The sequence below is a fragment of the Nonomuraea sp. NPDC050790 genome (genome assembly GCF_044456745.1).
GTDB lineage: Bacteria > Actinomycetota > Actinomycetes > Streptosporangiales > Streptosporangiaceae > Nonomuraea.
The window spans coordinates 313152-334024 of record NZ_JBITGF010000002.1; the positions used below are offsets into that span (position 1 = coordinate 313152).

At 71.8% G+C, this 20873-nt stretch carries 13 protein-coding genes; 6 read left to right on the forward strand and 7 right to left on the reverse strand.

What is annotated here, in order from left to right:
• Nucleotides 1–64 precede the first annotated feature (64 nt).
• Nucleotides 65–3100 carry a glycoside hydrolase family 3 N-terminal domain-containing protein gene (locus ACIBEJ_RS09935; protein WP_397182278.1) on the forward strand — a complete coding sequence of 1012 codons (3036 nt, stop codon included), beginning with the start codon at nt 65–67 and terminating at the stop codon, nt 3098–3100.
• Between the two features lie 65 nt (nt 3101–3165).
• On the opposite strand, the gene ACIBEJ_RS09940 is transcribed toward ACIBEJ_RS09935, so the two are convergent.
• Entirely contained in the window at nt 3166–3552 is a 387-nt protein-coding gene (locus ACIBEJ_RS09940; RefSeq protein ID WP_397182279.1) for a VOC family protein, read from the reverse strand.
• A 40-nt stretch (nt 3553–3592) separates the two neighbouring features.
• Nucleotides 3593–3901, reverse strand: a complete 309-nt coding sequence (locus ACIBEJ_RS09945) for a hypothetical protein (RefSeq protein ID WP_397182280.1) — start codon at nt 3899–3901, stop codon at nt 3593–3595.
• Nucleotides 3902–4039: 138 nt separating this feature from the next.
• Here ACIBEJ_RS09945 and ACIBEJ_RS09950 point away from each other — a divergent pair, with 138 nt between their 5' ends.
• The 3 genes from ACIBEJ_RS09950 (at nt 4040) to ACIBEJ_RS09960 (ending at nt 7888) form a co-directional block, all read left to right on the forward strand.
• Nucleotides 4040–4534, forward strand: coding sequence for a beta-class carbonic anhydrase (locus ACIBEJ_RS09950; RefSeq protein ID WP_397182281.1), 495 nt, complete (start codon nt 4040–4042; stop codon nt 4532–4534).
• A gap of 132 nt (nt 4535–4666) precedes the next feature.
• Nucleotides 4667–5614: a glycerophosphodiester phosphodiesterase gene (locus ACIBEJ_RS09955; RefSeq protein ID WP_397182282.1), complete on the forward strand. Its 948-nt coding sequence runs from the start codon at nt 4667–4669 to the stop codon at nt 5612–5614.
• A 189-nt stretch (nt 5615–5803) separates the two neighbouring features.
• Complete coding sequence (locus ACIBEJ_RS09960; RefSeq protein WP_397182283.1) at nt 5804–7888, forward strand: RecQ family ATP-dependent DNA helicase; 2085 nt, start codon at nt 5804–5806, stop codon at nt 7886–7888.
• 64 nt (nt 7889–7952) lie between these two features.
• Here ACIBEJ_RS09960 and ACIBEJ_RS09965 read toward each other — a convergent pair whose 3' ends face one another.
• Nucleotides 7953–10778 carry a BTAD domain-containing putative transcriptional regulator gene (locus ACIBEJ_RS09965; protein ID WP_397182284.1) on the reverse strand — a complete coding sequence of 942 codons (2826 nt, stop codon included), beginning with the start codon at nt 10776–10778 and terminating at the stop codon, nt 7953–7955.
• Nucleotides 10779–11011: 233 nt separating this feature from the next.
• Between ACIBEJ_RS09965 and ACIBEJ_RS09970 the strand changes: the two genes are divergently transcribed.
• Nucleotides 11012–12112 (forward strand): HesA/MoeB/ThiF family protein, encoded by a 1101-nt coding sequence (locus tag ACIBEJ_RS09970; RefSeq protein ID WP_397182285.1) that lies wholly within the window; start codon nt 11012–11014, stop codon nt 12110–12112.
• Nucleotides 12109–13326: a hypothetical protein gene (locus ACIBEJ_RS09975; protein ID WP_397182286.1), complete on the forward strand. Its 1218-nt coding sequence runs from the start codon at nt 12109–12111 to the stop codon at nt 13324–13326. The genes ACIBEJ_RS09970 and ACIBEJ_RS09975 overlap by 4 nt, the downstream gene beginning before the upstream one ends.
• On the opposite strand, the gene ACIBEJ_RS09980 is transcribed toward ACIBEJ_RS09975, so the two are convergent.
• Genes ACIBEJ_RS09980 through ACIBEJ_RS09995 form a run of 4 tightly spaced genes read right to left on the reverse strand, consistent with a single transcriptional unit; the run spans nt 13277 to nt 20873 of the window.
• Nucleotides 13277–14287, reverse strand: a complete 1011-nt coding sequence (locus ACIBEJ_RS09980; protein ID WP_397182287.1) for a hypothetical protein — start codon at nt 14285–14287, stop codon at nt 13277–13279. The genes ACIBEJ_RS09975 and ACIBEJ_RS09980 overlap by 50 nt on opposite strands.
• Nucleotides 14284–16536 (reverse strand): hypothetical protein, encoded by a 2253-nt coding sequence (locus tag ACIBEJ_RS09985; protein WP_397182288.1) that lies wholly within the window; start codon nt 16534–16536, stop codon nt 14284–14286. Before ACIBEJ_RS09985 ends, ACIBEJ_RS09980 begins: the two co-directional genes overlap by 4 nt.
• A 24-nt stretch (nt 16537–16560) precedes the next feature.
• The gene (locus tag ACIBEJ_RS09990) at nt 16561–18729 is read right to left on the reverse strand and encodes a hypothetical protein (RefSeq protein ID WP_397182289.1); all 2169 of its coding nucleotides are present in this window, start codon (nt 18727–18729) and stop codon (nt 16561–16563) included.
• A complete protein-coding gene (locus tag ACIBEJ_RS09995) occupies nt 18726–20873 on the reverse strand; it encodes a hypothetical protein (RefSeq protein WP_397182290.1) in 2148 nt (715 codons plus the stop codon). Before ACIBEJ_RS09995 ends, ACIBEJ_RS09990 begins: the two co-directional genes overlap by 4 nt.

The window sequence follows — 20873 nt, forward strand, 5'->3', positions numbered from 1 at the left end:
CGCTCTCTAGCCGGGGTTGGCGATTCGGGTCACTATGGGGTCTCATCGAGATCCTGGAGGCGTCGTGATCCCGCACCGCCGCAGAACGCGCTTTCTCGCGTTGCTCGCCCTGTTATGCACCACGGCCCTGGCCGCGCCCGCGCAGGCGGCGGCCGAGCCGTTCACCGTCACCGACTTCGAGTCCGACACCCTTCCTCCCGGCGTCATCCCGTGGGGCAACGACGCGGCCTCCACACCCCGGCTGACCATCGCCGCCGCGCCCGACCGGCCCGGTGCGCAGAGCACCAACCGGGCGCTCGACGCCGAGTACACCGTCAGCCAGTGGGGCGGCTGGTCCCACGACCTGACCGCCACGCAGGACTGGTCGCCCCACTCGGGCTTCTCCTTCTGGGTCAAGGGCACCGCGTCGGGACAGCGGGTGTTCTTCGAGATCAAGGACGGCGGCTCCGGCGCGGGCAGCGCCGAGCTGTTCGAGTCCTCCTTCACCGACGACACGGCGGGCTGGCGGCAGATCCAGGTCCCCTTCGCCGACTTCGTCCGGCGCGGCGACTACCAGCCCGGCGGCGCCCCCACCGACGGCGAGCTGGACCTGGTCGCGATGTGGGGCTACTCCGTCCGCTTCCCCGCCGCCGCGGGCACGCTCGTCTTCGACGACGTCCAGGTGTACGGCACCGCGCCCCCCAGACCGGTCAGGCTGAGCACCGACGCCCCGGTCTACCCCGTCGATGAGAAGGGCGCCGCCGAGGTCAGGGTCACCGTGACCACGACCGACGGCAGGCCGCTGCCCGCCGACGCCAACGTCACCTACAAGACCGGCACGGGCACCGCCACCCCCGGCGAGGACTACACCCCGGCGGAGGGCGTGCTCACCTTCCCCGCCGGCACCGCCTCCGGCACGGCCAAGGCGTTCACCGTCAGGACGCTCGCCGACCGGCGGGCCGAGGTCGCCGAGACGATCCCGGTCGTCCTGTCCGGCGAGGGCGTCCGGGCGCCGGCCGACGAGCCCGCGATCGTGGTCAACGCGCACGGCCTGCCGTACCTCGACAAGCGCAGGAGCGTGAAGGAGCGGGTGCGTGACCTGCTCGGGCGGATGACGCCGGCCGAGAAGGTCGGGCAGATGACGCAGGCCGAGCGGGGCGCGCTGGGCAAGCAGGACGACATCGCCGAGTACCTGCTCGGCTCGCTGCTGTCGGGCGGCGGCTCGGCGCCGTCGGTGAACACGCCCAAGGGCTGGGCGGACATGCTCGACGGGTTCCAGTTGCGCGCGCGGCAGACCCGGCTGCAGATCCCGCTCATCTACGGCGTGGACGCGGTCCACGGGCACAACAACGTGATCGGCGCGACGATCTTCCCGCACAACGTGGGCCTGGGCGCCACGCGCGACCCGGCGCTGGTGGAGAAGACCGGGCAGATCACCGCCAAGGAGGTCAAGGCGACCGGCATCCCCTGGGACTTCGCGCCGTGCCTGTGCGTCTCGCGCGACGAGCGGTGGGGACGCGCCTACGAGTCGTTCGGCGAGGACCCGGCGCTGGTCGGCCGGATGGCCGCGATCGTGGACGGCCTCCAGGACAACGGCGTGCTGGCCACCGCCAAGCACTACGTCGGCGACGGCGGCACCACCTACGGCACCTCCACGACCGGTGACTACACCATCGACCAGGGCGTCTTCACCGGGACCCGGCAGGAGCTGGAGGTCCTCCACCTGGCGCCGTTCGCCGAGGCGGTCAGACGGGGCGTCGGCACCGTCATGCCGTCCTTCTCCAGCGTCGGCCCGACCAAGATGCACGCCCACCGCGAACTGATCACCGACGTGCTGAAGGGCCGCCTCGGCTTCAAGGGCTTCGTGATCAGCGACTGGGCGGGGATCGACCAGATCCCCGGCGACTACCCCTCCGACGTGCGCACCTCGGTCAACGCCGGGCTCGACATGATCATGGTGCCGTACGCGTACCAGCAGTTCGTGGCGGCGCTCACCGGCGAGGTGAACGAGGGCCGCGTCGCGCTCGCCCGCGTGGACGACGCGGTCAGCCGCATCCTCACGCAGAAGTTCCGGCTGGGGCTGTTCGAGCGGCCCTTCGCCGACCGCTCGGGCCTGGCCGCCGTGGGCTCGCCCGCCCATCGCGCCCTCGCCCGTACGGCTGCCGCCAAGTCGCAGGTCCTGCTGAAGAACGAGGGCGCGGTGCTGCCGCTGCCCGGGTCGGCGAAGGTGTACGTGGCCGGGTCGAACGCCGACGACATCGGCAACCAGTCGGGCGGCTGGACGATCAGCTGGCAGGGCGCCTCGGGACCGACCACGCCGGGCACGACCATCCTGGCGGGCATCCGCGGCCGGGCCGCCGCCGTCACCTACTCGGCCGACGCCTCCGCCCCGACCGCCGGGCATGACGTCGGCGTCGTGGTCGTGGGCGAGACGCCGTACGCCGAGGGCTTCGGCGATGTCGGACGGCAGGGGCGCACGCTGGAACTGTCGGCGGCCGACAAGGCGGCGGTGGCGTCGGTCTGCGGCGCGCTGCGATGCGTCGTCGTGGTGGTGTCGGGACGGCCGATGCTGCTCGGCGACCTGTCGGGCGTCGAGGCCGTGGTGGCGGGCTGGCTGCCCGGCACCGAGGGCGCCGGGGTGTCGGATCCGCTGTTCGGGGCGGTGCCGTACACGGGACGGCTGCCCTTCACCTGGCCCGCCTCGATCGAGCAGGTGCCGGTCAACGTGGGCGACGCGGTGTACCGGCCGCTGTTCCCCTATGGGTGGGGGCTGCGCACCGATCGGGCGCGTACCCGGCTGGCGGCCGTCCGTGACGAGCTGAGCAGGGGTGACGGGCTGTCCAGGGCGGCCGCTGCGGTGCTGAGCGCGGTGCTGCCGCAACGCCACTGGAACGCCGACGGGTCCGTGCGGGACGGCCGGGCCGTCCTGCGGGCGCTGGGCGTGGCCGCCGCGCTGCTGGAGAGGTCGCGCACCGACACCTACGCCCAGGACGACGCGCTCGTCTCGGTGGCCAGGGACCTGGCGCAGGCGGCCGGCCTCGATCCGGCGGCACAGGCGCGAGCCGACCAGGCCCTCGCGACGGGCGACCTGACCGAGGCGGTGAAGCTACTGGCCGGATAGTCGCGATCCCGCCCGCGCGGAGGCGGGCGGTGAGTCCGAGGTCTTCGCCTACGCGGGGCGGGCGGTCAGTCCGGGGTTTCGCCTACGCACAGGCAGAACGTGTGTCCGGCCGGGTCGAGGAAGACGCGGAAGGTGTCGTCCTCGCTCGGCTGGTGCTCGTGCTTGCGGGCGCCGATCTTCAGCACCTGTTCCTCGGCCAGGTCCAGGTCGTCCACGGTGACGTCGAGGTGGAACTGCTGGGGCCGTTGCGGGTCGGGCCAGTCCGGCGGCTGGTAGTCCTCGGCGAGCTGGAAGGCCAGCCTCGCCGGCGGGCCGCCGTCGGTGACCACGACCCAGGTCTCGTCCTCCTCGCTGACGACGCGCCAGCCGAGCAGCTCGGAGTAGAAGCGGGCCAGCTCGATCGGCGAGGGACAGTCGAGCACGGTGGTGCGGAACCTGGCGATGCCTGTCATGTTCAGACTTCTACCTCGTGAGGGGCGGGTCACACGTCCGTCAGGCGGTGACCGCGGCGGGCAGGGCCAGCAGGAGCTCGTGGGGCTCGCCCGACTCCCAGTCGCGGATCAGCCTGGCCCCCGCGTCGCCGGGGTCGAAGTCCTCGCAGCCGAGGGGGCCGTAGCAGCCGGCCTTGTCGAGCATGGCGATCAGCGGGTCGTCGTCGGGCAGGCTGGCGGCGTACGCGGCGGCGTCGAACAGGGCCAGCGCGCCGCGGGCGTTCCTGCCGTCGTCATTGGACTCCACCCGGTCGAGGCGGCGGCGCGCCTGGGACCGCAGGTAGGCGGCGAGGGTTTCTGACCTGCTCACGGCAACCTTCTCAATCACTCACGGGTGGCTACGACATCATCACAAAGAGTAAGGGGTGATCGTGGGACGTTCGACAAGTTGGGCCCCCGGGCCACCCCGGAAATCTCCAGGAAACGGCCGTGCGGCATCATCTGCTTCATGAGTGATTTCGACGACCTGCTTGCCGCCAATGCCAAGTACGCCGCCGGCTTCACCGGCTCCGACCTCACCGGACGCGCGGCCAAGGGCCTCGCGGTGGTGACCTGCATGGATTCGCGCATCGACCCGCTGGGGCTGCTCGGACTCGAGCCGGGCGACGCCAAGATCCTGCGCAACGCCGGCGCCCGCGTCACCGACGACGTGCTGCGCACCCTGGTCCTGGCCGTCTTCCTCCTGGGCGTCGAGCGCGTCCTGGTGATGCCGCACACCGACTGCGGCATGTCCAAGGCCTCCGACGACGACGTGCACGCCATCGCCCAGAAGCAGGGCGTGGACACCCGCAGCCTCGAGTTCCACACCGTCCCCGACCAGCAGGCGGCCCTGCGCCACGACCTCACGCGGATCCGTACCACGCCGTTCTTCCCGCATCCGCTGCCGATCGGCGGCGCGATCTACGACGTCCACACCGGGAAGCTGCAGCCCGTGGAGCTCTGAGCCGGACCAGAGCTCTGAGCTGAACGAGAACTCTGAGCTGGACCAGAGCGCTGAGCTGGACAAATACCCTATTCGGGCGCTTCGGCATGTCCTTACCGGGCATAGATCGAATGATGCGCTCGAATAGGGTCCATGTTTGATCCGGACCCGCTGATCGTGGCCCATCGAGGCGCTCCCAAGGTGGCGCCGGAGAACACGCTGGCCGCCTTCCACGCCGCGGGCGCCGCCGGCGCCGACCTCTACGAGCTGGACGTCCACCAGACCCGCGACGGCCACCTCGTCGTCATCCACGACGCGTCGCTGGCCCGCACCACCGACGTCGAGCAGGTCTTCCCCGACCGCGCGCCGTGGCGGGTGCGGGACTTCACGCTGGAGGAGATCGGCACGCTGGACGCCGGGGCCTGGTTCGACCAGAGGTTCGCCGGTGAGCGGGTGCCGACGCTGCGCGCCGTGCTGGAGTCCATGAAGGGCGGGCCCGGCCTGCTGCTGGAGGTCAAGCATCCGGCGGACGCGCCCGAGGTGGCCGAGCGGCTGGCCAGGCTGATGCCGCTGGCGCCGCCGCTGACGATCGTGCAGAGCTTCGACTGGCAGTTCATCAGGAAGTTCCAGGCCAGGGGGCAGCGGGCGGTGCTCAGCAGGGCGCCGGCCCTGGGCGAGCTGACCGACATCGCCCAGTACGCCGAGTACGTGAGCGTCAAGCACCGCCTCATGACCCCCGCCTACGTGCGCAGGGCCCACCGGCTGGGGCTGAAGGTGCTGGCCTACACCGTCAACCGGCGCCCGGCGATGCGCAGGGTGCTGGCGGCCGGGGTGGACGGGCTGATCACCAACCGGCCCAGGGCGTTGCGGCGGGCGCTGGAGACCAGCGTGTGCTTCGCCGCGCCGCCGGAGCTGGCCACGATGATGAGCAGGCTCCCGAAGGGCGGCCGCCTGTGCCCACCGGCGCCCAGCCCGACGACGCCCGCTCCGACGCCGGCTCCTGAGACGCCCGCTTCGGGGACCCCCGTGCACGCTCCGGTGCCCGCGCCTGCCCCGGTGGCGGGGACGCTGTCGACCAGGCCGATCGTGCCGTTGCTCTGACCACCCAGGCGGCCGGCGGGGCGCGCGTCACGGCGGCCCGCCCCGCATCGCTGGAGGAGCGTCTCCCTGGACGGGGCCCGGCCCCGTGTGGCGGGTGGGGGTGGGGTGGCTGGGCCGTAAAGTAGGGGAGTCTTTCAACGACGAGCGCCCGATGTGATTTCGTCGGCGCGGGCTGGTAACAAGGACACCATGTTTGACGACAGCGCCGCGCTGCGCGAAGAGGCCGAGGAGAGACTCAGGGCGCTCGCGGGGGACCACGCGCGGCTCAGGGACGACCAGTGGTCGGCGATCGAGGCGCTCGTCGTCCAGCGCAGGCGGGTCCTGGTGGTCCAGCGCACCGGCTGGGGCAAGTCGGCCGTCTACTTCGTGGCCACCGGGCTGCTGCGCGACCTGGGCGAGGGGCCCACGGTCATCGTCTCGCCGCTGCTGGCGCTCATGCGCAACCAGATCGCCGCCGCCGAGCGGGCCGGGATCAGGGCCGTCACCATCAACTCCGCCAACCCGGAGGAATGGGGCCAGATCTACGAGCAGGTCGCCGGCGGCGAGGTCGACGTGCTGCTGGTCAGCCCCGAGCGGCTCAACAACCCCGACTTCCGCGACAACGTCCTGCCCGAACTGGCCGAGAGCGCCGGCCTCGTCGTGGTCGACGAGGCCCACTGCATCTCCGACTGGGGCCACGACTTCCGGCCCGACTACCGGCGGCTGGCCACGTTGTTCGAGGAGCTGCCGCCGGGCATCCCGGTGCTGGCCACCACGGCCACCGCCAACTCCCGCGTGACCCGCGACGTCGCCGAGCAGATGGGCGAGCAGACGCTGGTGCTGCGCGGTCCGCTGGAGCGCGAGAGCCTGCACCTCGGCGTGGTCAAGCTGCCCACTGCCGAGCAGCGGCTGGCCTGGCTGGCGCAGACCCTCCATGAGCTGCCCGGCTCCGGCATCGTCTACACGCTGACCGTCGCCGCCGCCCACGAGATCGCCGGCTACCTGCGCGAGCAGGGCCACGAGGTGGCCGCCTACTCCGGCCAGACCGAGCCGGCCGAGCGCCTGGCCGCCGAGGAGGCGCTGCTCACCAACAAGATCAAGGCGCTGGTCGCCACCAGCGCGCTCGGCATGGGCTTCGACAAGCCCGACCTGGGCTTCGTCATCCACGTCGGCGCACCGCAGTCGCCCGTCGCCTACTACCAGCAGGTCGGCAGGGCCGGGCGCGGCGTCGAGCGGGCCGAGGTGATCCTGCTGCCCGGCACCGAGGACCGCGACATCTGGGCGTACTTCTCCTCGCTGGCCTTCCCACCGGAGCCGCAGGTACGCGCCACGCTGGCCGCGCTGGAGGAGAACGGCGGCGTGCTGTCCACCCCCGCGCTGGAGAGCCGGGTCGACCTCAGCCGCAGCCGCCTGGACATGATGCTGAAGGTCCTCGACGTGGACGGCGCCGTGCGCAGGGTCAAGGGCGGCTGGGAGGCCACCGGCGAACCCTGGGACTACGACGCCGAGCGTTACTCCCGCATCGCCGCCGAGCGCAAGGCCGAGCAGGACGCCATGCTCACCTACCAGAGCACCGGTGAGTGCCGCGAGGAGTACCTGCGCAGGCTGCTCGACGACGAGGCCGCCAAGCCGTGCGGGCGCTGCGACAACTGCACCGGCCGGCACCGCTCGGCCGAGATCGGCGACCAGGCGGTCGAGTCGGCGCGCGAGCGGCTGGGGCGGCCGGGCGTGGAGATCGAGGCGCGCCGGCAGTGGCCGACCGGGCTGTCCGACCTGTCCGGGAAGATCAAGGCCGACCTGGGCGCGGAGCCCGGACGGGCGCTCGGGCGGCTGACCGACATCGGGTGGGGCAACCGGCTGCGCGAGCTGTTCGGCGGCGGCGACACGACGATCTCCGACGAGATGTTCAAGGCCGTGGTCCAGGTGCTGGCCGCGTGGGAGTGGCGCGAGCGGCCGGTCGCCGTGGTCAGCGTGCCCTCGGGCTCGCGTCCCCTGCTGGTGCGCGGGTTCGCCGAACGGCTGGCGCAGGTCGGCAGGCTCACCTACCTGGGCGAGCTGGGCTACCGGGCGGGGTCGCCGGGCAGCCAGTTCAACAGCGCCAAGCGGGTGCAGGCGATCCGGGCGACGCTGGCGATGCCCAAGGAGCTCGGGGCCGCCATCGCCCAGTGCGGCGGTCCGGTGCTGCTGGTGGACGACCGCGTCGACACCGGCTGGACCATGACGCTGGGCGCCGCCCTGGTCCGCCACGCGGGCGCCCCGGCGGTGCTGCCGTTCGCGCTGGCCACCACGTCCTAGAGGCCCACCACGTCCGAGGGGGCCACCACGTCCGAGGGGTCATCACGTCCAGGGTCGGCACGTCCTAGGCGTTCGCGGTCGTGGCCAGGGCGGCGCGGGAGCGGGCGATCTCCTTGAGCGTGCGCACCCGCCAGGTCGGCTCGCCCAGCGGGCCCAGCAGGGTGGCGCAGGTGAGGAAGTGGCCGAGGGCCGACTGCTCGTCCCCACGCCACCGGCAGGTCTCGCCGAGCGCGAACTCGGTCAGCGCCTCCCCGTGCACATCCCCCGCCCCGGCGAACATCCTGCCGCACTCGGCCAGCATCGCCGTGGCCCGCTCGAAGCGGCCGAGCGCCGCGTGCGCCTCACCCAGGCGGCGCAGCGTCATGCGCTCGCCCTTGACCCAGTCGAGCTCGCGGGCCAGGCGCAGGCTCTCCTCGTAGTGCTCGATGGCGTTCTCGACCCGGCCCATCTCGAAGCGGGCGATGCCGAGGCCGCGCAGGAGTTCGGCGTGGTGCTGGGCGTTCTGCGCGCCGCCGGTCAGGACGAGGCCGAGCTCGCACACCTCCGCCGCCTCCGGCCAGCGGGCCTGGTGCAGGTGGATGACCGACATGGCGATCCAGGCGTTGGCCAGGCCGTTGGCGTCGCCGTACTCGAGGAAGCGGTCGGCGGCGAGGGTGGTGTGGGCGAGCGCGCGGCCGAGGTCGCCCGAGGCGGCGGCGCAGGTGGCGAGCATGGTGAGGGCGTAGGCGGCCTCGTGCTGGTCGCCGTCGGCCTCCGAGGCGGCCAGCAGTTCGCGTAGTTCGGCCACGACCTCGCGGGAGCGGCCGCGGTCGAGGTCGACGTCCACGCGCATGAGCAGCAGGCGGCGCGCGGTCCTGCGGTCGGCGCCGGCGCTGACGGCCCTGAGCAGGCGGTCGGCGTCGTCGTGGAAGCCGCGGATGGTCAGGAACGGCGTGATCACCTCGGCCAGCCTGGCGGCCATGGGCGGGGCGGCGGCGTGCGCGACGGCCAGCAGCGACTTGCGCTCGGCCAGCAGCCAGGCGCGGCGGCGCGGCCCGGCGGGCGGCGTGCGGGGCGGCGCGTCCCGTGCCGGGGGCACGAGCGGCAGCGGCAGCTCGGTGGTGGCGGCCAGCAGGCGCTCCAGCGACTCCTGCGACAGGCGGCGCAACGCGTCGGCCTGGCCGTCCATGGCCAGTTCCCTGGCGAAGCCGCGCAGCAGGTCGTGCATCCGGTAGCGGGCCTGCCCGGCGCCGTCGATCTCGCCCGCGGTGATCAGGCCCGCGGTGGCGAGGTCCTCGACCGCCTGGTCGGCCTGGCGGGGCGGCTGGCCGAGCAGCGCCCGCATCGACCAGTCGGCCACGCTGTCGAGCTCGGTCACGCCGAACATCAGGAACGCCTGCCGGGCGTCGGCCGACAGCGGCGCGAGCCCCATCGCGTAGGTGCCGCGCACGTTCAGCGCCCCGTAGCGCAGCTCGTCGAGGCTGGCCGCGGCGATGCGCTCGGCGAAGTCGGCCAGCGGCCAGGCGGGCCGGGTGGCCAGCCGGGCGCCGGCGATGCGGATGGCCAGCGGCAGCCGTCCACAGACCCGCACGATCGTCTCCGCGTGCTCGGGGGCGGCGGCGACGCGGTCGTGCCCGGCGATCCCCGCCAGGAGCGCCCTGGCGTCGGCGAACGGCAGCACCTCCAGCGGCACCGCGGTCGCGCCCGGCAGGGCCGCCAGCGGGCCGCGCGAGGTGACGATCACCGCGCTGCGCGGGGTGCCCGGCAGCAGGTGCTGCACCTGCGACTCGTCGCGGGCGTCGTCGAGCACGACCAGCACCGCCCGGTCGGCCACCCGCGCCCGGTACATGGCCGCGCGGTCCTCGGCCGCCGCCGGCAGCATCTCGCCGTCGACGCCGAGCGCCTTGAGCATCTCGGCGAGGGCGTCGCCGGGGTCCATGCCGCCGAGCCTGGCGAACAACTGCCCGTCCGGATAGCGCTCGCGCAGCCGATGAGCGGCATGTACGGCCAGCGTGCTCTTCCCCGTCCCCGGCGGCCCCGAGACGACGGCGATGGCCGGGGCCGACCCGCCCGTTTCCAGGGCGCCGGTCACGGCGGCCAGCTCCGCGGCCCTGCCCACGAAGTCACCCAGGTCGGCGGGGAGCTGGCACAGGCCGGTCCACGCCGGGGCGGCCCGCCGTAACGGGGGATGGGCCTGCTCGCCGGCCAGCAGCGCGCCGTGCAGCTCGCGCAGCTCCGGGCCGGGCTCCACGCCGAGCTCGTCGACGAGGATCTTGCGGGCGCGCATGTAGGCGTCGAGCGCCTCGGCCCTGCGGCCGGCGGCGTGCAGGGCGAGCATGAGCTGGCGCCAGGGCCGCTCGCGCAGCGGGTCCGCCTCCAGCTGGGCGTACAGCTCGGGGACCAGCTCCTGGTGGAGGCCGAGCGCGAGCCGTACGTCGGTCCACTCGGCGCGGGCGCGGTCGGCCTGCTCCTCCAGCTCGGCGATGCGGGCGGCGAGGGAGCGCGCCAGCGGCGCGTCCTCGGCGGGACGGCCCCGCCACAGCCGGAAGGCCCGCTCGAACTCCACGTGCGCGGCGGCCAGGTCGTCGCGGCCGGCGTGCTCGCGGGCCCTGCGCACGGCCTCGCCGAAGGCCAGCAGGTCCAGGCGGCAGGAGTCGGCGTGCAGGCGGTAGCCGGGCTCGCGGGTCTCCACGTCGATGGCGGCGCGGCGGATCTGGGAGACGTAGGTCTGCAGGTTGGACACGGCCGAGCGCGGCGGACGCTCCCAGACGGCGGCGATCAGCCGGTCCTTGGAGACGACCTGGTTGGGGTGCAGGAGCAGCGCGCTGAGGACGGCCCTCGGCTTGCGGCGGAGCCGGGCCGAGCCGCTGTCGCCGGAGATGAGAAGAGGTCCGAGGATACCGAATTCCACATGAACCTCCGGTTATGGGGGGAGTCAGTGGTGACTTTATGGCGTTTTTGTAGCGCTGCACAGGACTGTCGATCACGTAGAGACGCGGGGAAGGGAGGTTCCCATGAAGATCGAGGTTCGCAAGGTCGAGGCCGTCAAGGCCACCGTCAGGGACGCCTGATTCATCGGCGATCGGGCGAGGGCGGTGCTTCCTCGCCCGATCCGCCCTGTCTTCGAGCCGTCGAGGAGAGGCTGTGCGAGTCGTTCTGAAGGAATGCGCCTGGGAGTCCCTGGGCGAGGATCTCGTCCTGGTGCACGATCCGCGTGAGGCGCTCACGCTCGCCGACCCCGGCGGCCAGATCGCCGCCCTCCTCGACGAACTGGCCAAAGGCCCCGCCACCGCCGCGGAACTGTCCGCCGCACTGCGGGCGCGCGGCGTCGAGCTGAGCGAGGACGACGTCGCCGACGGGCTCGACGGGCTCGACTCGCTCGGACTGCTGGAGGACGCGGCGGAACGCTGGCTCGGCGACCCCGAGGCCGACGAACGCCACTTCTCCACCATGACCTTCTTCGGCGCCTTCTCCGGCCTGCGCGTGTCCAGGGCCGAGATGGTGCGCCGGCTGCGCCGTTCCCACGTGCTGGTGCTCGGGGCCGGAGGCGGGGGATCCTCCGTCGTGCAGTCGCTGGCCGGGCTCGGCGTCGGCAGGCTGACCATCGTCGACCGCGACGACGTCGCCCCGCGCAACTTCGCCCGCCAGTTCCTCTACCGCCACGCCGACATCGGCAGGTCCAAGGTCGAGCGGGCGGCCGAATGGGTACGCGAGTACGACCCCGCCATCGAGGTCAGAGCCGTCGACCGGTGGATCGCCGGGCCCGAGGACCTCAAGGACCTCACCGACGGCGTCGACCTCATCGCCGGCGGCCTGGACGGCGAGCCCGGCGCCCACCTCTGGGTCAACGAGGCGGCCCTGCGCGCCGGCATCCCGCTGGTCGGCGGGGGCATGGGCCGTACCCAGCTCATGTACTGCTCCGTCGACCCCGGCAGGAGCCCGTGCCTGCTGTGCGACGAGTCCGACCGGCCCGATCCCGCCTCGCCCACCTCCGGCGGCGTCGCCCAGCGGCTCAGCCAGGGGCTCCGGCTCAACAACGCCCTCATCGGCCCCATCGCCGCGCAGATGGGCTCGCTCATCGCCTACGAGGCGCTGCGCTACCTGACCGGATTCGAGCCGCCTCGGGCCGCGGGGGCGCGCGTGATGCTCGACCTCCGGACGGGCCTGGTGCCGGTGTGGGAACCGTTCCCGACAGATCCGGACTGTCCGGCCTGCGCGCTCGCACCGCGGAGAGGCACCCCATGACCCAGACCGTACGGCTGCGCCCCCTGAGCCTCGTCGAGGAAGGCGAGGAGGTCCTGGTCGGCGACCCCGGCACCGGCATCTTCATCACCATCCCCGCGGTCGGCGGCGTGGTCATCACCGCCCTGCAGCGCGGCGCCACCACCGAGGAGGCGGCGCGGGAGGCCGAGGCGTTCGCCGGCGAGCCCGTGGACGTGCCCTCCTTCGTCGAGGTCCTGCAAGAACTCGGCTTCGTCGACGACGGCGAGCAGCAGGAGGCGCCCAAGACCGCGCCCATCCAGGGCCGGCGCTGGCTCGGCGGCCTGCGCGAGGAGCACGTCAGACCCTTCTTCGGACCCGTCGCCTGGACCGTCTATGCCGCCTGCGCGGTGTTCTGCCTGGCCGTCTTCGTGCTCGAACCCCGCCTCTTCCCCGACCCGGGCGAGGACGCGTTCGTGATGGCCGACATCGGGCTGAGCGCGCTGCTGCTGGTGCCGTTCTCGATGGCGTCGATGGCGCTGCACGAGGCCGGGCACTGGCTGGCCGCGCGGGCGATCGGCATCAGGTCCCGCTTCGGCGTGGACCGGCGGATGATGCTGCTGGTCTTCGAGACCGACCTCACGCAGGTGTGGGGCGTGTCCAGGCGCAGGCGCTACGGGCCGCTGCTCGGCGGCATGGCCATCGACGTCGTCACCCTCGCCATCCTGCTCGGCCTGCGCCTGACCGGCCCGCCGCAGCCCGTCGACGACACCCTCGCCGTCTGGGTGTTCGTGAAGCTCACCGGGCTGCTCTGGCAGTGCATGATCTTCATGCGCACCGACCTGTACGCCGTCATGGTCAACTGGCTCGGCTGCCGCAACCTGTGGGAGGTCAAGTCGCTCATGCTGCGGCGGGCCTTCGGCCGGCTGACCCCGGCCCAGGCCGCGGAACTCGACGCCGCCGCGCCCGCCGACCTGCGCGCCGCCCGGTGGTTCCGGTGGGTGTGGCTGGCCGGGTTCGCCGGGGTACTGGCCTGGTTCTGGTTCCTGCTGCTGCCGGTCGTGGTCACCGTACTGGAGTGGACCGCGGAGGGGCTCGCGCTCGGCCCGCTCACCGCGACGTTCTGGTACCGGCTCTTCTGCGCCACGCTGTTGCTCGGCCCGGAGACGCTCGCCGCCGCGCTGGCCGCGGTCCACTGGGCCGGACGGCTCAGGGCCGCGCGGGAACGGGCGAGAGTGCCACAGCCACGGGAAGGCTGAGGCCCTCCGGGTCCAGGGCCAGCGTCACCAGTCCCCGGCGTACGCCGGGGCTCGGCTCGGGTTCCTCAGGGAAGAGTGTTCTGGCAGAGGCGAACAGCGCCAGCCGCGGCCTGCCCCGCGACCCGCTGTGCCAGGCGACGCTCAGCCCGAGCCGGCGGCCGCGCAGGCGGCCGAGCCCGCCCGGGAGGTGTTCCTCCAGGGCGCGCACGGCCGCCGCGTGGCCGCTCTCCAGCAGCAGCGGCAGCAGATCCAGCGGGTCCTCCAGCACGGGCAGCCGGAAGTACAGCTCCGTCTTGCCCGTCCGCGGCTCCACCCCCGCCATGCGCGGGCGGGCCCCGTCGGGCAACCTCCCCACCACCGCCCCAACCGCCTCCGGCAGCAGGTACGGCAGGCCGCCCCGCGACCCCGGAACCACCGGCCCGCCACTCGCCACCACGGCCACCGGCTCCGACCGGCCGCCACGCGGCACCGCCACAGTCTCAGCCAGATCGGACAGATCGCCACGCGCCGCGGCCACCGGCTCTGTGCAGCCGCCACTCGTGGCCGCCACCGGTTCCGGCCGGCCGCCACTTGGCGCGCGTTGTTGGAGCAGTGGCGTATCGGCGAGTTCCGCGTACACCTTGAGCCGGCCGTCGGGTTTGCCGCCGATCCACGCGCCGAACCTGGCCGACGCGCTCCGCCCTGGCAGCGGCTCCAGGCAGGGCTGTCCGGCCTTCTCCAGCAGGCGCAGCGCCGCCCCGAGCCGGTCCGCGTCGGGGAACTCCGGCGGCGCCACCTCCGCGGCCCAGCTCAGTCCGTCCGGCCCGGGGGTCAGCTCCACCGGGAAGCCCGAGGGCGTCAGCCGGCTCCACCGCCACGCCACCTCCGGCCACGCGCTGGCCGCCAGCCGGTCCAGGACGTCCTCCAGCGGCGGCGGCAGCTCGTGGCCGGCGATCGCGCGCAGGGCGGCGCGGGGGTTCACAGGCGGACGCCGATCAGCGTCTCCGGCCCCCGGACCGGAGGCCGCCGGTCCAGCACCCCGTCCTGACGGATGATCGTGATCTGGTGGGTGAAGTCGCGCTTGGCCGGGTCGATCAGCGCGATGCGCAGCGGCAGCGGGCTGACGGCGTCGCCGGGGATCTCCAGGCGGGCGCGGCGGTGGTAGTTGTTGGTCGTGTCGTCGTAGGCCACCTCCAGGAAGGCCATCCGCACCGTGCCCGGCTCGAACAGCGGGATGGCCAGGATGTCGAGGGAGTCGGGGAAGGGGTCGTTGACCGGCAGGAAGGAGGCGTCGCCGGGGAAGGCCGGGGTGACCCGCGTGCTGCCGTCGCTCAGGTGGTGGGTGAGCTGGGCGGTCCACGAGCGTGCCTCGGGCCTGGTCAGGCGCAGGCGCCACTGCCGGGCGGCGTCCTTGGGACGGACGCGGAAGACGTCGCGGCGCTGGAAGGTGTGGCCGTCGTCGTAGCGCAGGTCCACGTCCACGGCGTCGACGATGCCGGCGTCGATGCGGTTCGGGAAGATCTCCAGCTTGAGGAAGCCGAGGTCGTCGTGGGGGTCGGCCTTGAGCGTGCGGTCCTTGGTACGGCGGGGCGGGATCGGATAGCTGAGCTTCTCCCCGATCCAGCCGGAGTTGGCGTGGAAGTGGTGTTCCATGCCGACGGAGAAGTCGAGATCGCGGGCGGTGTTGAGGAACGTGCTGAAGCGGGCCGGTCCTGGGGCGGCCTGGGTGAGGCGGAAGTCCTGGGGGCCGTTGTCGCCGTAGTCGATGGCCACGTCGGTGGCGAACAGGCCGATGTCGGCGAAGTCCACGGGGGTGGCCACGTCGACGTCGATCTTCTTGAAGAAGGAGTCGGCCAGATCAACATTCAGGAAATATGACGATTTGTCGGCCAGGTCGTCGAGCAGGAGGCCGACGAAGCCCTGGGGGGCGTAGGTGAGCTTGACGGCCTTGCGGCGTTCGTAGACGAGGGTGAGCTTCTTGCGCTCCTCCTGGCGGATGACCTTGAGCTTGAAGGAGACCAGCGCGGGGATCGACGCACCGGCGCCTTCGTGGGGGCTGGGCGCGGTGGTCGGCGGTGGTGGCGGCGGCGGAGGCGGCGTCCCGCCCGGAGGTGCGCCTCCTGGAGGTGTCCCGCCCGGTGGGGTGCCACCGGGTGGGGTGCCGCCGGGTGGGGTGCCGCCGGGTGGAACGCCGCCGGGGGGAGTGCCACCGGGAGGAGTTCCTCCGGGCGGATGGCCGCCGCCCGGTGGCGGGCCGCTGGGAGGTGGGCCGCTGGGTGGTGGGCCGCTTGGGGGTGGGCCGCTGGGTGGTGGGCTGGGTGGGGTGCCGCCGGGTGTGGGGGTGCCGCCGCCGGACGGGTTTCCCGGTTTGATGAGCTTCTTGGCTCGGTCAAGGATGGCGTCCAGACCCTCCGGCTGCGCCGCGCCCTGCAGCTTGCCCAGCGACAACGACGGCTCGAACCACTTGGACAGCAGGTCGTTCTTGAAGAAGTCCAGCGCCCACTTCTCGGCCTGGTCCCCGGTCCCCTCGAAGTCGATCACCTTGATCTTGATGGTCCCGTTGGCCAGCAGTTCCTCGAACCCGGCGTCGATCCCCACCCGCAGCCAGTAGATCTGCGCCTCCAGCCCGGCGGAGAAGTGGGTGTAGATCCGGTCGAGGTCCGCGGTGATCTCCACGTGCAGGTCGGGGGTCAGCGCCGAGTACGTCAGGTCGTACACCACCCCGACCGGGGTCAGGCCGTTGCCGAACGCCGCCTCCAGGATCGTCGCCCCCGCCTCGTCCAGGACCAGGGAGAAGGCCGCCGTCTCTTCCCCGACCAGCGACGGCTTGGCCGTACCCATGATGCGGGTGACCGGCGCGAAGGCGCCGGGCGGCGCGGTGGTCCCGCCCGGGCCCTCCAGGTTCAGCGCCAGGCAGCGCACGCTGCCCGCCTCCACCGGCGCGGCGGCCAGTCGCGGGTTGGCCGCCAGCGCCTGCGCCTGGCCGAGGATCTTGCTGCGGGTGGCCGGGGGCAGGCTCACCGCCGTCTCCAGCATGAGGAAGCCCCCGCCCTCGATCCCGGCGTCCTTCACGTCCGGCCGGTACTTCAGGAAGCTGAACGCCGCCCGCCCGTCGGATCGGGTACGCAACACCACCTCCGTCGCCAGATACCAGAACTGGTCGGGATCGGCGTGGTCGCGGAACACCGTGACCCCGTCGACCTCGAACGTCTGCGACCCGAGCTGCAACATCTCGACCTCCCTGTCCGGCGGCGATCAGACGACGACGGCGTCGGTGTCGTGCACCTGCCAGTCGCGCGTGGACTTGAGCCCGTTGGTGAAGAAGCGCTCGACCCTGAGCTCGTAGAAGTCGTCCGCCTGGGTGGTGAAGTCGTAGTCGAAGACGGCGCTGGCGCCGCCCGACTCGAACGTGAACATGTCGGAGGACCCGCCGGGCGTCCTGGCCGACACCTCGATCCGCTTGATGTCGGTGAAGTCGCCCGGCGCCTTCACCGCGATCGCCCGCTGGCCGCGGGGGCCGGCGAAGATCTGGGTGCCGAGCGTGCTGGAGCGCGGCGCCTTCACCACGCTGCCGTCGCGCATGAGTATCGTGACCCGGTAGTGGACCCGCTCGACGCTCACGTCCACGCGGTCGGCGACGAACTGGCGCGGCTGCTGACCTTGGATCAGCTCGATGGAGTCGCCGATCCGGATGCCGTTCGCCGGGTCCTCGTACGACAGGTCGACGAAGGCGCGTTCCACCCGCGTCCAGTCCAGGACCGGCGTGAGCGTCACCCGCAGCCGGGCCGGGAACGGGTCGGGCACGTCGATGAGCGGCTGCAGGACCGGCGCGAGCGGCGTGACCCGGTCGCGGTTGTCGGCGGCCCGGTAGGTGATCCGCGCCATGACGGGCCCCGCCGGCTCCCCGACCAGGAACCGCTCCCAGTTGTCGGCCGGGCGGGCCTGGCTGAGCTGCACGACGTCGTGCTGGCGGATGCCGTGATCGGGGTCGTCGTAGCGGAGCTCGACCTGCACGAGCGGATAGCGCTCCCAGGGGAACGAGGCGCGGGTCAGCACCGGGATCTGCTCCTGGGAGAACAGCGCCCGCGGCTGGATCGGCGCGGTCTCGCCGGTGACCTGCGTCGTCTCCGACTCCAGCCGGTGCGGCCGCTCCCCGGTGGGATCGGGGTGCAGGTCCACGGCGAAGCGCAGGTCGACCGCCTCGATCAGCTTGCCGTCGGCGACGTGCGAGAGCCACTCGACCGCGTCCTCCTGCTTGCTCTGGTCGAGGTGGACGCTCTTGACCTCGCCCCGGTAGGTGAGGAAGGCCGTCATCGAGCGCACCGGGTCCTTGGCGAAGTCGGCGTGCGAGATGACCTTGACCCGGCGCCGCTGGAACCACGGGTGGTCGGCGTTGATCACCTTGACGTGCTTGTCCCTGTCCACGCCGCCGCTCTCGCGGAACAGCCCGCTCAGGTGCCCCTGCGGGTAGATCGTGCGGCGGACGGTGGAACGTTCGGACAGGTTCACGTCCAGGCGCTTGCGGTCGATCCGGGTGAAGTGCACCTTCTTGTAGGTGAACACGCCCAGCGGGGTGCTGCGCGCGGGGGAGAAGGAGCGGACCACCTCGCGCGCCCGGTCCCAGCCGTCCGGCGGCTCGCGCAGCGGGTCCAGCGAGCTCTCGAAGAACGCGTCGGTGATCATGTCGCGGGCACGGGCCGCGGCGGCGTCCCTGCGGGCGGCGAACGTGCCCGACTCGGTGTCCTCGGGGACCGTGGTGTCGATCTCCAGGACGATCGCCCGATCCTCCTCCAGCTTCTCCATGACGTCCTGGATCTGGAGGGAGGTGACCAGCCCCTCCTGGCCGAACGACTCGTCGAGGATCTCCTGGGTCCGGTGCCAGTCGATGCTGAGCCGTACGTGGTAGGCGGGGCGAAGGGCCAGGTAGTCGAGCTGGTAGACCACGCCGATGGGGGACAGCGTGAGCTCCATCGCCTGGTCGAGCAGCTCGACCCCGCGCGCGTCGAGCTCGACGGAGAAGGCGGCGGCGTTGTCGCCGAACAGCGACGGCTTGCCGCCGTGCCTGATGGCCTTGACGAAGGTCCCGCCGCCGCCGCTCTGCTGGCCGAACAGCATGAGCGTGACGCCGCCGTCGAAGACCGGCACCGGCGCCAGCCTCGGCTCCTCGGCGAGCCCGGCCAGCCGCTTGACCTCCCCGCGCACCTGCCCGAACTGCTCGGGGCTCAGGCCGAGGTGGACGTCGAAGTCGGCGAAGCCGCCCTGTCCCGCGGTGGAGAAGAACTTCAGCAGGCTGAACGCCGGCACCCCGCCCACCATGCGGAAGGAGGGCGAGAGCGGCAGGTAGTAGAACTGGCGCGGGTCGAGGTGGTCGCGCATCACGGTGACGCCGTCCACCATGAAGTACGGCGGAGCCTCGATGATCATGGCAGTTCCACGACCAGTTTCTCGTCGTCCACCGGCTCCGGCGACTTGTCCGTGATCGGCTCGCCCGCCTCCATGAAGAACTTCGTGAACCAGCGGTACTCCTTCACGGTCCCCTCGGGCAGCGCCAGTTCCCAGGTCCGCTCGGTGGCCTCGCCCTTGCGGAAGACGAACGTCTCGCTCTCCTGCGCGTGGGTCAGCTCCACGGTGGCGAGCTTGACCTTGGTCCAGTCGATGAGGTCGGGCAGCACGGTGACGCTGAGGATGTTGGCCTGCTCGCCGACGACCAGCGTCCGGTCGGTCAGCTCCTTGGGCCCGGGGTCGGAGACGCGGCCGTCGCGGAAGGTGGTGATCGCCCGGTAGGTCAGCTTGCCCTTCGTCTCGTCGATGACGGGGAAGGTCACGTTGACGCCCCGGTTGCCCTTGTCGATGATCACCGACGGGGTCTGCTGGAAGGCGTTGCCGGTCTCGGTGTAGTCGAAGTCGATGAAGATCGTGTCGATCGAGCGGTCGAAGTCGCCCCTGCTGCGTACCTGGATGGTCTTGTTGGCGGAGAACGGGTCGTCCACGATGAACGTCTTGTCCGTCAGCCCGTTCAGCTCGCGGACGAACTCCCTGCCGTCCTTCATGAAGTACTTCAGCGATCCGCCGTACGGCTGCGCGGGCTGCAGCAGGACGGCCTTGACGCTCTGCTTGGTGAAGGTCTTGTCGATCTGGAACGTCTTCGCCGGCCGGTCGCCCGGTGCGATCTCGGGGTGCCGCAGCGTCAGGACGGCCTTGGTGACCTGGTCGAAGTTCATGTCGCCGATCTCGACGTCGACCATCCAGAGTCCCAGGTCATCGATGTTGATCTTGAGGTCGTCGCCCTCGTGCTCGATGACGTCGCTGGTGAACGTACGGCTCTCGCCCTTGTAGTTGACGACGTAGCGGTAGGTGAACTTCTTCGGGTGCCCGTCGAGGAACGCGTTGAACTTGCCCACGTCGTCGGCCTTCTTGAACGTGAACGTCTGGACCCCGTGCTGGGCGGTGTGCGGCGGGAAGTCGATGGTCACGTCCACGCTGAAGATCGGCAGCACCTCGAACTCGGCGTTGACCTGGACGTTGAGGTTGAGCTGGCGCAGGAACGGATGGTCGGCGGCCACCTTCTCGGCGAAGTCGTCGAAGTTGAACCCGAGCTCGGTGATCGACTTGACGTTGGCCTGCGGCCCCTTGGTCACGGTCGTGACCTGCTTCTCCCTGAACTGGATGAACACGTCCGAGGACTTGTTGACCATGACGCTGCGCTTGATGTTCTCGAAGTCGGCGTCGCGGACCTTGGAGAAGTCGCGGTTCTCCGGCGGGATGGCCTCGATGAGGTTGCGCTTGATGGCGTCGTCGAGGTGCTGGGTCATCATCCCCCTGACGGTGGTGAGCACCGGGTGGTCGCTCGGCAGCATGCCGGGGTCGACGTCCACGATGCGCGACTCGGAGTTGATGAAGATCTCATCGACCTTCTCCGTGAAGTCGTCCTCTGACCAGAAGTTCTCCTCGAAGTCGACCTGCTGGACGAAGCTGTAGAACTTGCTGGCCGTCCAGTGGCCCGTGGCCTTCACCTCGGGCAGGCGGGCGGCGAACGACAGGTTGTAGGTGACCTTCACGCCGCCGGCGCCCGCGGTCCGCATCGCGCCTTCGAAGATCGCCGCGCCGAACTCGGTCAGCTCGGCCGAGATGGCGACGATGTTGTTTCCGTACATGGACGGGATGCCGGCGTGGTTGACGCGCTGCACGAGGTTGCCGGAGTTGGCGAGCATGTCCACCTGGACGCTGCCCGCGGTGAACTCGGGCTTGCTCAGCACGATCGCCTTCGGATCCACGGGCTGGGCGCCGGGACCGCGCTCCGCGGTCATCTTCTCGGCCAGCTTGACCGCGAGCGTGGCCATCTGGGCCTCGCTCAGCGCCAGCTCGACGTCCATGAACACCAGCGCCGCGCCGTTGCCCCCGTTGGGCAGCGGCTTGAGCGTCCGGTAGATCAGGTACTTGAAGACCGGCCGGCCGTTGTCCATCCGCAGCGTCGGGTCCTTCGGCAGCATGTAGAACTTCAGCGGGTTGTCGCTGTCGCGGTAGACGGTGGCCTCGGGGAATTCGATGGATTCGAGCAACAGGAGCAT

Excerpts from the sequence above, each read along its gene's own strand:
- ACIBEJ_RS09955 (WP_397182282.1), top strand. The coding sequence starts at position 4,667 with ATGTTTGATCCGGACCCGCTGATCGTGGCCCATCGAGGCGCTCCCAAG.
- ACIBEJ_RS09985 (WP_397182288.1), bottom strand. The coding sequence starts at position 16,536 with ATGTTGCAGCTCGGGTCGCAGACGTTCGAGGTCGACGGGGTCACGGTG.
- ACIBEJ_RS09975 (WP_397182286.1), top strand. The coding sequence starts at position 12,109 with ATGACCCAGACCGTACGGCTGCGCCCCCTGAGCCTCGTCGAGGAAGGC.
- ACIBEJ_RS09990 (WP_397182289.1), bottom strand. The coding sequence starts at position 18,729 with ATGATCATCGAGGCTCCGCCGTACTTCATGGTGGACGGCGTCACCGTG.
- ACIBEJ_RS09940 (WP_397182279.1), bottom strand. The coding sequence starts at position 3,552 with ATGACAGGCATCGCCAGGTTCCGCACCACCGTGCTCGACTGTCCCTCG.
- ACIBEJ_RS09995 (WP_397182290.1), bottom strand. The coding sequence starts at position 20,873 with ATGCTCCTGTTGCTCGAATCCATCGAATTCCCCGAGGCCACCGTCTAC.
- ACIBEJ_RS09960 (WP_397182283.1), top strand. The coding sequence starts at position 5,804 with ATGTTTGACGACAGCGCCGCGCTGCGCGAAGAGGCCGAGGAGAGACTC.
- ACIBEJ_RS09950 (WP_397182281.1), top strand. The coding sequence starts at position 4,040 with ATGAGTGATTTCGACGACCTGCTTGCCGCCAATGCCAAGTACGCCGCC.